Genomic DNA, 12,847 nt, shown 5'->3' with positions numbered 1-12,847 from the left:
GAAACTCGGCCGCTCGTTTGCCGGCATGGCTTGCCGGCGTCAACTCTTTCTGGAATCCCGATGGCCAAGGCCCCCACCACCGCGCTCCCGCTCGACGCCGACAGCATCCTGTCGCTGGCGGCGCGCTCCATGTTCCAGTTGTTTTCCAGCATCAGCCAGGGCATGTTCCTGGTCGACCGCACCGGGCGCATCGTCTGGATGAACGAAGGCTACAAGCGCTTTTTGCCGGCGCTGGGCTTCACCTCGCCGGACGAATTCATCGGGCACATGGTGGAGGACGTGATCCCCAACACGCAGATGCGACAGGTGCTGGAAACCGGCGAGCCCATCCTCATCGACCTGCTGACCAACAAGGCCGGCACCTTTGTCGTCAGCCGCATTCCGCTGCACGAGGAGGGCGCCGACGGCAGCGTGCTGGGCGAGGTGATCGGCGCGATCGGCATCGTGCTCTTCGACCAGCCGCAGACCACGCTGGCGCCGCTCATCAACAAGTTCGCGCTGCTGCAGCGCGACCTGGACGACGCGCGGCGCGAACTGGCGAGTCAGCGCAACAATCCGCTGTACCACGTGGCCGACGGGCAGCGGCGCTCCAAGTACACCTTTGCGAGCTTCATCGGCAGCAGTCCGGCCGCGGTGGAAGTGAAGCGCCATGCCCGCCGCGCGGCGCAGTCGTCGAGTCCGGTGCTGTTGCTGGGCGAGACGGGCACCGGCAAGGAACTGCTGGCGCATGCCATTCACGCATCCTCGGCGCGGGCCAACGGACACTTCGTCAGCGTCAACATCGCGGCAGTGCCTGACACGCTGCTGGAGGCCGAGTTCTTCGGCGTCGCGCCCGGCGCGTACACCGGCGCCGACCGCAAGGGGCGCGAAGGCAAGTTCAAGCTGGCCGATGGCGGCACGTTGTTCCTCGATGAAATCGGTGACATGCCACTCGGCTTGCAGGCCAAGCTGCTGCGCGCGCTGCAGGAAGGCGAGATCGAGCCGCTGGGCTCCAACAAGCTCGTGCCTTTTGACGCGCGACTGATTGCCGCCACCTCGCGCGACCTGCCGGCGCTGGTCAGGGAAGGGCGCTTTCGCGAAGACCTGTATTACCGGCTCAACGTGCTGCCCCTGCGCGTGCCGCCGCTGCGGGACCGCCGCGCGGACATCCCGGCGCTGGTCGAAGTGCTCGGCGAGGACATGGCCTTGCGCAGCGGCGAGGCGCCGCCCGAACTCACACCCGACGCGCTGGCGCTCCTGGCCGGGCAGCACTGGCGCGGCAACATCCGCGAACTGCGCAACGTGCTGGAGCAGGTGACGATGCGAAGTGACTCGCAGCGCATCGATGCCGCGCAGCTCGAACGGATCATGCGCGAGTCGGGCGTGGAGCAGATCGCTGCGGCGCAGCCGCATGAAAGCGCGACGGCCGTCGATGAAGCGGCGCGCTCGGCCGCCTTGCTGCGGCCGCTGGACGAACAGATCGCCGAACTGGAAAGGCAGGCCATTGCCGCCGCGATGGCCGCCACGGGCGGCAACAAGCTCGCCACGTCGCGCATGCTGGGCATCTCCCGGGCAACGCTTTACGATCGTCTGGTAAACCCTGCATAGAAAACAGACAAATGTCTGAATATCAGGCGAACACGTTGTTTAAAGTTTGTCACTTTGGCAGGACGAGCTAGGGAAAGTCCCCTGAAATCAACGATGTAGCAGCTGGCACGAACTGTGCAATATTTGGTCACCAATATCAGGAGACCCATCAATGCATCGTCGCCACCTTGTTGCCATCGCCGCCTTTGCCGGCCTTGCCGCATCGGCCCTGACTGCGCCCGCGCTGGCGCAATCGAATGAGATCCGAGTCGCGCACGTCTACGGCAAAACCGGTCCGCTGGAAGCCTACGGCAAGCAGACGCAAACCGGCCTCATGATGGGCCTGGACTACGCCACCGGCGGCACCATGATGGTCAACGGCAAGAAGATCGTCCTCATCGAAAAGGACGACCAAGGCAAGCCGGACCTGGGCAAGTCGCTGCTCGCCGCCGCGTATGCGGACGACAAGGCCGACATCGCCATCGGCACCACGGGTTCGGGTGTGGCGCTGGCCATGCTGCCGGTCGCCGAGGAATACAAGAAGATCCTGATCGTCGAGCCCGCCGTGGCCGACTCGATCACCGGCGACAAGTGGAACAAGTACATCTTCCGCACCGGCCGCAATTCGAGCCAGGATGCGATCAGCAACGCCGTGGCCTCGGACGCCAGCGACATCTCGATGGCCATGCTCGCGCAGGACTACGCCTTTGGCCGCGACGGCGTGAAGGCGTTCAAGGATGCGTTGAAGAAGACGAAAATCGTCCACGAGGAATACCTGCCACCGGCCACGACCGACTTCACCGCCGGCATCCAGCGCATGGTCGATGCGCTCAAGGACAAGCCGGGCCGCAAGGTCATCGCCGTCGTCTGGGCTGGCGCTACGACGCCCTTCAACGCGCTGGCCGACGCCGACCTGAAGAAGCGCTTCGGCATCGACGTGGGCACAGGCGGCAACATCCTGCCGGCCATGACGGCCTACAAGCGCTTCCCGGGCATGGAAGGCGCGACCTACTACTACTTCGGCATTCCGAAGAACCCGGTGAACGAGGCGCTGGTGTCGATGCACTACAAGCAGTTCAAGGCACCGCCGGACTTCTTCACGGCCGGTGGCTTCTCGGCTGCGATGGCGCTGGTGACGGCGCTCAAGAAGACGAACGGCGACGTCAACACCAACAAGCTCATCACCGCGATGGAAGGCATGAGCTTCGACACGCCCAAGGGCAAGATGACCTTCCGCAAGGAAGACCATCAGGCGATGCAGTCGATGTACCACTTCAAGATCAAGGTGGACCCGGCGTTTGCGTGGGGCGTGCCGGAACTGGTGCATGAGATCAAGCCGGAAGAGATGAACATTCCGATCAAGAACAAGCGCTGATCCGGCTTTCCCCTCTCCCCTCCGGGGAGAGGGCAGGGTGAGGGGCACGCGGCGTATCGAAGGTGTGTAGCGCATCTGAGGCCCACGCCCCTCACCCCAACCCTCTCCCCGAAGGGGCGAGGGAGCAAGAAGAAGACACCTCGCGTCTGCGGAAGCGAGGGATCCATTGAATCCCCATGCTTGAAACCAAAGAACTGACGATCCGCTTCGGTGGCCACGTGGCGGTGAATGCTGTCTCGTGCGCATTCGCGCCGGGCACATTGACGGCCATCGTCGGCCCGAACGGCGCCGGCAAGACGACCTACTTCAACCTCATTTCGGGGCAGCTCAAGGCGACATCGGGATCGGTGTGGCTCGACGGCAAGCCGCTTTCGGGCATGCCCGCTTCGGCGCGCACGCGTGCGGGGCTGGGTCGTGCCTTCCAGCTGACCAACCTGTTTCCCAACCTCACGGTGCTGGAGAACGTGCGTCTGGCGGTGCAGGCCACGCGCGAAGGTGCGCACCGGCGCGGCCTCAACCTGTGGAGCATCTGGAGCGACCATCACGTCCTGACGGCGCGCGCGGATGAGATCCTGGGTGCGGTGGCGTTGCGGCACCGCGAGAACGCCACGGTGGCCAGTCTGCCGCACGGTGACCAGCGCAAGCTGGAAGTGGCGCTGCTGATGGCGCTTGAATCGAAGGTGTTCATGTTCGACGAACCGACGGCCGGCATGAACGCGGCGGAGGCGCCCGTCATCCTCGACCTCATCCGGCAACTGAAGCAGGACAAGAGCAAGACCATCCTGCTGGTCGAACACAAGATGGACGTGGTGCGTGAACTGGCGGACCGGATCATCGTGCTGCACAACGGGACGCTGGTGGCCGATGGCGAGCCGTCGGAGGTGATTGCGTCGCCGGTGGTGCAGGAGGCCTATCTGGGCATCGCGAAGGAGCCCGCATGAGTCTGTTGTATTCCTCCCTCCCCTCCCGGGGGAGGGCCGGGGTGGGGGCAAGCAAGCGCGCCAGCTTAGGTGTTGGTGCCAGCGCCAGCGCCCCCATCCCACCCTCCGTGCTCGCCGCCAGAGGCTGCGGCTCTTCAACCTGTCCAGATCCGCACTGGCGGATCTGGAGCCGCGGGCCTCAGCCCCGAAACGGGAAGGAAGACCGATGAGCGTCGAAAACTTGCTGACCCTCCAGGGCGTGCACACGCACATCGGCGCGTACCACATCCTTCACGGTGTCGACCTCGCCGTGCCGAAGGGCCAGCTCACCATGCTGCTCGGGCGCAACGGCGCGGGCAAGACCACGACGCTGCGCACGATCATGGGCCTGTGGCACGCATCGCAGGGCAAGGTGCAGTTCGGCGCAGCCGACATCACCGCGAAGAAGACGCCGGAGATCGCCGACATGGGCATCGCCTACGTGCCAGAAAACATGGGCATCTTCTCTGACCTCACGGTCAAGGAAAACATGCTGCTGGCCGCGCGCGGCGCCAAGCGCGCGCAGGACATGGACGACAAGCGCCTGGCCTGGATCTTCAAGCTGTTTCCCGCGGTGGAGAAGTTCTGGAACCATCCGGCGGGCAAGCTCTCCGGCGGGCAAAAGCAGATGCTGGCCGTCTCGCGCGCGATCGTGGAGCCACGCGAACTGCTCATCGTCGACGAGCCGAGCAAGGGGCTTGCGCCGGCCATCATCAACAACATGATCGATGCGTTTGGCGAGCTGAAGCGCAGTGGCGTGACGATCCTCTTGGTGGAGCAGAACATCAGCTTCGCGCAGCGGCTGGGGGACAGCGTGGCGGTGATGGACAACGGGCGCGTCGTGCATGCGGGAAGCATGGCGGCGTTTTCGCAGGACGCGCAGTTGCAGCAGTCGCTGCTGGGGTTGGCACTATGAATTCGAGTTACTCCCTCTCTTGGCGGGAGAGCTGCGTGTCTTGTTCGCTCGGATCTTGTCCCCTCTCCCTCCGGGAGAGGGCCAGGGTGAGGGCACCGGACCTGTCCATCGCCTCGCTTCATCGCAGGCCCGGAGCCCTCACCCCAACCCTCTCCCGGAGGGAGAGGGAGCAACACCGGGCAGTTGGACTTTGTCCCCTCTCCCTCCGGGAGAGGGCCAGGGTGAGGGCACTGGACCTGTCCATCGCCTCGTTTCATCAAAGGCCCGGAGCCCTCACCCCAACCCTCTCCCGGAGGGAGAGGGGGCAAGAAAGGGGTAGGGCATGAGAGGGATGGACATTGATTGGAGGCCGCTGGTGTTGGCGCCTGTGCTGGCGCTGCTGGCGTTGCCGCTCACCGGCTCGTTCTCGACATGGCTCACGCTCACCGTCGCCGGTTTGGCGATGGGCATGATCATCTTCGTCATCGCTTCGGGGCTCACGTTGGTCTTCGGGCTCATGGACGTGCTGAACTTCGGTCACGGCGTCTTCATTGCGCTCGGTGCATTCGTGGCCAGCAGCGTGCTCGGTCTCATGGGCGACTGGACCGGTTCGCAAGAGCTTTGGCGCAACCTCGTCGCGGTGTTCCCCGCGATGCTCGTTGCCATGGCGGTGGCTGGCGCCGTCGGCCTCGCCTTCGAGCGCTTCATCGTTCGTCCGGTGTACGGCCAGCACTTGAAGCAGATCCTCATCACGATGGGCGGCATGATCATCGGCGAGGAGATCATCAAGGTGATCTGGGGCCCGGCGCAGCTTCCGCTTCCGTTGCCTGACGCGTTGCGCGGTTCCGTGTTCGTGGCCGATGCGGCCATCAGCAAATACCGATTGCTCGCGGTGGCCGTGGGCATCGTGGTGTTCAGCCTGCTCGCGTGGACCTTGAGCCGCACCAAGATCGGCCTCCTGATTCGCGCCGGCGTGCAGGACCGCGAGATGGTCGAGTCGCTCGGCTATCGCATCGGGCGCCTCTTCGTCGGCATCTTCGTGGTCGGCAGCGCGCTGGCGGGGCTGGGCGGGGTGATGTGGGGCATGTTCCAGCAGAACCTCATCCCGCAAATGGGCGCGCAGGTCAACGTGCTCATCTTCATCGTGATCATCATCGGCGGGCTGGGCTCGACGACGGGCGCGCTCATCGGCGCGCTGCTGGTGGGCTTGATGAACAACTACGTTGGCTTCCTGCTGCCGGCGGCCACGCAGTTTTCCACCATCGCGCTCATGGTCGCGGTGCTCTTGTGGCGCCCGCAAGGCGTCTACCCCGTGGCAAGCAGTCGATGAGGCGCACAACATGCTGAAAAGACTTCTTTCCAACGACCTGCCACGCAGCCGCGTGCTGGCGGTGCTGCTGCTGGTCGTCGTGCTGGGGCTGGCCTTTGCACCCTTCATCTTTCCGGGCGTCAAGGCGCTGAGCGTGGCGGCGAAGATCCTGGTCTTCATCGTGCTGGTGGCGGGCTTTGACCTGTTGCTGGGCTACACCGGGATCGTGAGCTTTGCGCACACCATGTTCTTTGGCATCGGCGCGTATGGCATTGCGATCTCTGCATCGCGCCTCGGCGCAAACTGGGGCGCGGTGCTGGTGGGACTGGCGGCATCGCTCGTGGTGTCGCTGGTGCTGTCCTTTGCCATTGGCCTCTTCTCGCTGCGGGTTCGGGCGATCTTCTTCGCGATGATCACGCTGGCGGTGGCTTCCGCTTTCCAGACGCTGGCCTCGCAGTTGTCCGCATTCACCGGCGGTGAAGACGGGCTGACCTTCAAGCTGCCCGAGATCATTTCGCCGAGCTTCGAGTTCGCGGAAGAACCCTTTCTGGGCGTGTCGCTGGACGGCCGTCTGCTGTGCTACTACCTGCTGTTCGTCGTGGCGCTGTTGCTGGTGCTGGCGTTGCTGCGCATCGTCAACTCGCCCTTTGGCCGGGTGCTGCAGGCCATCCGCGAGAACGAGTTCCGTGCGGAAGCCATCGGCTACCGCGTGGTGGTGTACCGAACGATCTCCTCGATTCTTTCGGCCTTGTTCGCTACGCTGGCTGGCGCGATGCTGGCGATCTGGCTTCGCTACAACGGGCCGGATACGTCGCTGTCCTTCGAGATCATGGTCGACGTGCTGCTCATCGTCGTGATCGGCGGCATGGGAACGATCTATGGCGCGGTGATCGGCGCGGCGATCTTCGTCATCGCGCAAAGCTACTTGCAGGATCTGCTGCGCATCGCCAATGAAGGCGCTGCGGGGCTGCCATGGCTTGCAGCCGTTCTTTCACCGGATCGTTGGCTCCTGTGGCTCGGCGTTCTCTTCGTGCTCTCCGTTTATTACTTTCCCGCCGGCGTAGTGGGAAAGCTTCGCACCGCAAAAGCGCAGGGAGCACAACAAGAGTAGGAGACAAGGCATGAAAGCCTGGAGAGCATGGAGCGCGCCCGCATTGGCCGCGTTGGTGGGTTTGGGAACGATGGTCGCTGGCGCACACGCGGCCGAGGTCGTGGTGGGACAGGTGGCGCCGCTGTCGGGTGTGCTGGCGAGCACCGGTGAGCAGATGGTGCTGGGTGGTCGCATCTACTTCGACTGGGTCAACGACCAGGGCGGGGTGAACGGCGCTCGTATCCGGCAATTGGTGGTGGATGACGGCTACAAGGTCGACGAGACGGTTCGCCTCACGCGTGAGCTGCTTGGCAAGCCAGAGGTTGTCGCGCTGTTCGGCTTTGCCGGAACGGCCAACGTTTCCAGGCTGCTGAGCGACGGCGTGCTCGAGCGTGGCGGCGCGCCGCTGGTGGCGCCCTATACCGGCGGCGAGCCCTTGCGCAGCCCCTTCAACCCGTGGATCTTCCACGTGCGCGCAGGTTATGCGGACGAGGCCGAGCACATGGTGCAGCAGGTCACCACGCTGGGCGTCAAGCGCATCGCCGTGATGTACCAGGATGACGCCTTTGGCAAGGCCGGCCTCGAGGGGGTCAACGCGGCGCTCGTCAAGCGAGGCCTGAAGCTCGCCGTGGCCGCAGGCTACGAGCGCAACACCGACAAGGTCGACGAGGCCGTGCAGAAGATCAAGGCATCGGACGCGCAGGCCGTGATCATGATCTCGATCAACAAGCCGACCGCAGCCTTCGTGAAGCGCTATCGCGAGGCGGGCGGTGCGGCGCAGCTTTACAACATCTCGGTCGTCGATCCGGCCGAACTGGTGAAGATGGCGGGCCTGAACAACGCGCGGGGCTTGGGCATCAGCCAGGTGGTGCCGTACCCGTACCAGCCCAACCTGGCGGTGATCCGCGAATACCACGCGCTGCTCAAGAAGTACGCGCCCGACCAGTCGCCGAACTACACGAGCTTCGAGGAATTCCTGGGCGCGAAGGTGCTCGTGGAAGCGTTGCGGCGGGCAGGGCCCGCGCCGACGCGCACGAAGGTGGTGAAGGCGCTCGAATCGATGAGCAACTTCGACCTGGGCGGCGTCTTCGTCAGCTATTCGCCTGCGAACCGCGTCGGCTCGCAATATGTGGAAGTCACCGTGATCGGCGCCAGCGGCAAGCTGCTGAAGTAGCCGGCGCGGTTCAACAAACAGAGAGGGCCAAGGCCATGTCATTCACATCGCACTACATCACTTGCGCAAACCGCGAGATCCACTATGTCGAGTGGGGCGCGCAACACGGGCGCACCGTGATCGCGTGGCACGGGCTCGCGCGCACCGGTCGCGACATGGATGAACTGGCCGAGGATCTCGTGGGGCGCGGCTACCGCGTGATCTGCCCCGACACGATCGGGCGCGGGCTGAGCCAGTGGAGCCCGGCGCCCGACGACGAATACCAGTTGTCCTTCTATGCGCGAATCGCCGCCGAACTGTGCGACCAGTTGGGCATCGAGCGCGCGCACTGGGTGGGCACTTCGATGGGCGGCGCGATCGGCATGGTGTGCGCGTCGGGGCTGTTCGAGCCGCGCATGAAGGACCGCATCATCAGCCTGACGATCAACGACACCGCGCCGCAAGTGGCCGACACCGCCATCGCGCGCATCCGCTCCTATGCCGGCAATCCGCCGGCCTTCGACACGGTGGTCGAGCTGGAGGCCTTCTTTCGCCAGGTCTATGCGCCCTACGGCTGGCTCAGCGACGCGCAATGGCGTCGCCTCACCGAGACGTCGACGCGCCGCTTGCCCGATGGGCGGGTGACGCCGCATTACGACCCGGCCATGGTGCGGCAGTTCATCTGCCATCCCGACGATTACCTCGTGTGGTCGCACTATGACGCCATCGAGGTGCCGGTGCTGAGTTTGCGCGGCGAGCATTCGGACCTGGTGCTGCGCGAGACGATCGTCGAGATGCAGCATCGCGGACCGGGCGCACGCGGACAGCTCAAGACCATCGAGGTGCCCGACTGCGGCCACGCACCAGCGCTGAACGTGCCTTCGCAACTCGAAGCGGTGGCCGCCTTCATCGCCGCCAGCGAGTAATTCCTGCAAGCATGACAATGCCGGCTGCTTTTATTCCAATGAGGAGCCGCTGATGGCCTTGTCGATGTATGAAGTTTCGGTTCCCGTGTTCACGCGCGGGTTGGGCCAGTTGGCGCATGTGCTGTCCAAGGGCGTCGCGCATGCCAAAGCGAACGACGTGGACTTGGCCACTTTGCTGGCCGCCCGGCTGGCGCCAGACATGATCCCGCTCACGGGTCAGGTCCAGATTGCCAGCGACGCCGTCAAGGGCGCGATGGCCCGCCTCGCAGGCATCGAGACGCCGAGCTTTCCGGACACCGAGACCACTTTCGACGAACTGCTGGCACGCATCGAGAAGACGCGCGACTTTGCGTTGAGCGTCGACCGCAGCAAGATCGACGGCAGCGAACAGCGCGAAATCAAGATGAAGGTCCGCGGCAACGAACTGACTTTCACCGGCCAGCAGTACCTGCTGCACTTTGCGCTGCCGAACTTCTTCTTTCACGTCACCACGGCGTACGACATCCTGCGCAACAACGGCGTGCCGGTCGGCAAGCTCGACTACCTCGGCCGGTATTGAGCCTTCACGCCGCGCGGGTCGGCCAGCCGGCGAGATGCCGTTCGGCAATGTCGGCCATTGCGCCGATCCACGCGGGGTCGTCGTTCAGGCAGGGGATGTAGTGAAAAACCTTGCCGCCTGACTGCAGATAGGCCTCGCGGCCTTCCATCGCGATTTCTTCCAGTGTTTCGAGGCAGTCGCTGGTGAAGCCGGGGCACATCACATCGACGCGCGCGACGCCTTTGACGCCCAGTTCGCGCAAGGTGGGCTCGGTGTAGGGCTCCAGCCATTTGGCCTTGCCGAAGCGCGACTGGAAGGTCACGCGATATTGCGTCTCGCCGAGTTGCAGGCGCTGCGCCAGCAGGCGCGCGGTTTCCAGGCACTGCGCCTGATAGGGGTCGCCCAGCTTGGCGGTGCGCTCCGGCACGCCGTGAAAGCTCATCACCAGCATTGGCGCGCGCCCGTTGGCTTGCCAGTAGCGCTCGGTGCGTTGGGCCAGCGCGTCGATGTAGGCCGGGTCGTCGTGGTACTGGTTGACGAAGCGCAGTTCGGGCAACCGCCGGATGCTGCGGGTCCAAGCGCTGACCGCGTCGATCACGCTCGCCGTGGTCGTTCCGGAATATTGCGGATAAGCCTGCAGCACCAGCACCCGCTCGATGCCTTCCGCCTTCAGCGCGTCGAGCTGCGACGCAATCGAGGGCTTGCCGTAGCGCATCGCGTCGCGCACCGTCACGCGGTGCCCGCGCTCGCCCAGCCAGCCGCGCAGCATCACGGCCTGTTTGGCGGTCCAGACCTTCAGGGGCGAGCCTTCAGCCGTCCAGATGCTGGCGTATTTGGCGGCCGACTTGGCCGGGCGTGTGCGCAGGATGACGCCGTGCAGGATCAGCGCCCAGACGGCCTTGGGAATTTCAACCACCCGCGGATCGCCCAGGAAGTCCGCCAGGTAAGGCCGCACGGCCTGCGCCGTCGGTTCATCCGGCGAGCCGAGGTTGCACCACAGGACGGCTGTCCGTATCGCAGTTGTCGAGGGGGAGGGGTTTGAAACAACAGGCGGTTCAGGGCGAAAGGGCATGCGATATTCTGGGGCATGACCCTGAAAGCCTCGCCGGCCCTGCTCGACGTGGAGCGCATCGCCGCCATCACGCTCGATCTGGACGACACCCTCTGGCCGATCTGGCCCACCATCGAACGCGCCGAGCGGGTGCTGCACGAATGGCTGGTGCGCGAAGCGCCGCGCACGGCGTCACTGCTGGTCACGCCCGGCGTGCTGCGCGAACTGCGCGAAGCCACCGAAAAGGAACGCTCCGACCTCGCACACGACCTGAGCGCGCTGCGGCGCGAATCGATCCGCACGGCGCTCAAGCGTGCCGGTGAAGACCCAGCCCTGGCCGATCCTGCATTCGACGCCTTCTTTGCCGAGCGCCAGCGCGTCACGCTGTACGACGACGCTCTGCCTGCACTGCAATGGCTGAGCGAACGCTATCCGCTGGTGGCCATTTCCAATGGCAATGCTGACGTTCACCGCACGGGCGTGGGCCGCTGGTTTCGCTCCGCGTTCAGTGCGCGCGAGTTCGGCAGCGGCAAGCCGCATGCGCCCATCTTCCGGGCCGCGGCGGCCTCCGTGGGCCTGTTGCCCAAGGACGTGCTGCACGTGGGCGACGACGCAGCGCTGGACGTCGTGGGCGCGCTCAATGCCGGCATGCAGGCCGCATGGCTGGTGCGCGACGAACGGCCGTGGGAACACGACGCGCGCCCGCAACTGATCGTGCCGAACCTGCACGCGCTGTGCGTGGCGCTCGACACCCGATAAAGCTCAACGCCCGCCCACTGAGCGGTTGATCGCGTCGCTGATCGCGCTCTGCGTGTTCAGCTCCTTCATCAGCCCCATCGAATTGGTCGCGGCGTTGATGACGGTCTGGTTCTGGATGTGCTGGTTGTTGAGCGTGTTCTGAACGATGGTGCCCCCCAGGGCGCCGCTGCCCGGCTCGACGATGTTGCCGGTGCCGATCTGGATCAGGTTCAGCGCGGCGAGCTGCCGATTGAACTCGGTGCTCTGGGCCGGCGTCAGCGCCGTCACCGAGCCGAGATTGATCGATGTCTCCGCCACGAGGACGCCGTTGAGCAGCACGGCACGCGTGATGCCGAAGTTCACCATCAGGCCGCCGCCGAGGTCGAAGCCACCGCGCTCCTCGTCCAGAGTCTCGTCGCTCACCGCCATCCAGGTTTCGTCCTTGCGTTGCAAGGGCTTGTCCGGATCGCCTGCATGCATGGGCATGGCAGCCAGGCATGCGAGCGCAGGCAGCAGCAGCTTCAGGCCAAGGCGTGCGAGCGAACGCGTGCTTTTTCGCATCAGAACTCTCCGGGGCCCATGCGCGGCATCGTGATGTCGCTCATGCTGCCGCGACTGATGCCCGTATCCAGCGGCGAGCGGGGCGTGACGCGCCATTCCGACGCCACGTTGAATTTCGCGATGTCCATGCGGTTGTGGATGACGAAGAGCAGGCCGTTCTTCCATTTGGACTCGAAGATGTGGCGCGGCATCACGCGGGTGCCTTGCGCCGGATCGCCGATGAGAACGCGCTCGTCCTCCACGCCCTTGACCACGACAAAGTGGTGATATCCGTTTTCGTTGATCAGCACGATGGCGGGCACACGCGCCTCGCGCAGTTTGTCCAGCGGCTGCTCGAAACCGTCGGCCACGAAGCCGCGGGCGTCGAGAAAGCGCTTCATGTCCAGCAGCGAAAAGCCCTCCCGGTGGATTTTTTGCTGGTCGCCCGTCTCGTACATCTCCTGGAACACCGTTGCTTCGGTGACCGGGAAGTCGTAGTGGTGCGTGAGCAAGGTCGCCACCGCGGCCGAGCCGCAGCTGAAGTCGTATTTCTGGATGAGGGTGGTGCGCGTGCGCGCGCCCTTCATGCTCGTCAGCGGCAGGGTGACGTCGCCGCCCCCTCCGATGCCCGGCAGGTAGGCCATTTGCGCCGGCATCGAAGTGGCCGACGCAAGGAGCGCGAGACAAAGCATCAGACGGCGCATGCG

At 64.9% G+C, this 12,847-nt stretch carries 13 protein-coding genes; 10 read left to right on the top strand and 3 right to left on the bottom strand.

Going from position 1 to position 12,847, the window contains the following annotated elements:
* Window positions 1–60: 60 nt before the first annotated feature.
* The 9 genes from QTI66_RS10545 (at window position 61) to QTI66_RS10505 (ending at window position 9,832) form a co-directional block, all read left to right on the top strand.
* Window positions 61–1,587: a sigma-54 interaction domain-containing protein gene (locus tag QTI66_RS10545; RefSeq protein WP_286559456.1), complete on the top strand. Its 1,527-nt coding sequence runs from the start codon at window positions 61–63 to the stop codon at window positions 1,585–1,587.
* Window positions 1,588–1,738: 151 nt separating this feature from the next.
* Window positions 1,739–2,941: a substrate-binding domain-containing protein gene (locus QTI66_RS10540; protein WP_286559455.1), complete on the top strand. Its 1,203-nt coding sequence runs from the start codon at window positions 1,739–1,741 to the stop codon at window positions 2,939–2,941.
* A gap of 176 nt (window positions 2,942–3,117) precedes the next feature.
* Complete coding sequence (locus tag QTI66_RS10535; protein WP_286559454.1) at window positions 3,118–3,882, top strand: ABC transporter ATP-binding protein; 765 nt, start codon at window positions 3,118–3,120, stop codon at window positions 3,880–3,882.
* Window positions 3,883–4,087: 205 nt separating this feature from the next.
* On the top strand, window positions 4,088–4,816 hold the full coding sequence (locus QTI66_RS10530) for an ABC transporter ATP-binding protein (protein ID WP_286559453.1): 729 nt from the start codon (window positions 4,088–4,090) through the stop codon (window positions 4,814–4,816).
* A 322-nt stretch (window positions 4,817–5,138) separates the two neighbouring features.
* On the top strand, window positions 5,139–6,125 hold the full coding sequence (locus QTI66_RS10525) for a branched-chain amino acid ABC transporter permease (RefSeq protein ID WP_286559452.1): 987 nt from the start codon (window positions 5,139–5,141) through the stop codon (window positions 6,123–6,125).
* Between the two features lie 10 nt (window positions 6,126–6,135).
* The gene (locus QTI66_RS10520) at window positions 6,136–7,215 is read left to right on the top strand and encodes a branched-chain amino acid ABC transporter permease (RefSeq protein ID WP_286559451.1); all 1,080 of its coding nucleotides are present in this window, start codon (window positions 6,136–6,138) and stop codon (window positions 7,213–7,215) included.
* Window positions 7,216–7,225: 10 nt separating this feature from the next.
* Window positions 7,226–8,368, top strand: a complete 1,143-nt coding sequence (locus tag QTI66_RS10515) for an ABC transporter substrate-binding protein (RefSeq protein WP_444814982.1) — start codon at window positions 7,226–7,228, stop codon at window positions 8,366–8,368.
* 35 nt (window positions 8,369–8,403) lie between these two features.
* Window positions 8,404–9,273, top strand: coding sequence for an alpha/beta fold hydrolase (locus QTI66_RS10510; RefSeq protein ID WP_286559450.1), 870 nt, complete (start codon window positions 8,404–8,406; stop codon window positions 9,271–9,273).
* 52 nt (window positions 9,274–9,325) lie between these two features.
* Window positions 9,326–9,832: a DUF1993 domain-containing protein gene (locus tag QTI66_RS10505; protein ID WP_286559449.1), complete on the top strand. Its 507-nt coding sequence runs from the start codon at window positions 9,326–9,328 to the stop codon at window positions 9,830–9,832.
* Window positions 9,833–9,836: 4 nt separating this feature from the next.
* On the opposite strand, the gene hemH is transcribed toward QTI66_RS10505, so the two are convergent.
* Window positions 9,837–10,883: a ferrochelatase gene (gene hemH, locus QTI66_RS10500; RefSeq protein WP_286559448.1), complete on the bottom strand. Its 1,047-nt coding sequence runs from the start codon at window positions 10,881–10,883 to the stop codon at window positions 9,837–9,839.
* A 15-nt stretch (window positions 10,884–10,898) separates the two neighbouring features.
* Between hemH and QTI66_RS10495 the strand changes: the two genes are divergently transcribed.
* Complete coding sequence (locus QTI66_RS10495; protein WP_286559447.1) at window positions 10,899–11,621, top strand: HAD family hydrolase; 723 nt, start codon at window positions 10,899–10,901, stop codon at window positions 11,619–11,621.
* 3 nt (window positions 11,622–11,624) lie between these two features.
* Here QTI66_RS10495 and QTI66_RS10490 read toward each other — a convergent pair whose 3' ends face one another.
* Together QTI66_RS10490 and QTI66_RS10485 are read right to left on the bottom strand one after the other, a co-directional pair.
* Window positions 11,625–12,161 carry a hypothetical protein gene (locus tag QTI66_RS10490; RefSeq protein ID WP_286559446.1) on the bottom strand — a complete coding sequence of 179 codons (537 nt, stop codon included), beginning with the start codon at window positions 12,159–12,161 and terminating at the stop codon, window positions 11,625–11,627.
* Window positions 12,161–12,844, bottom strand: coding sequence for a C39 family peptidase (locus QTI66_RS10485; protein WP_444814981.1), 684 nt, complete (start codon window positions 12,842–12,844; stop codon window positions 12,161–12,163). The genes QTI66_RS10490 and QTI66_RS10485 overlap by 1 nt, the downstream gene beginning before the upstream one ends.
* Between the last annotated feature and the right edge of the window lie 3 nt (window positions 12,845–12,847).

The sequence above is a fragment of the Variovorax brevis genome (genome assembly GCF_030317105.1).
Classification (GTDB): Bacteria; Pseudomonadota; Gammaproteobacteria; order Burkholderiales; family Burkholderiaceae_C; genus Variovorax; species Variovorax brevis.
This window is presented reverse-complemented; position numbering and strand designations above follow the sequence as displayed.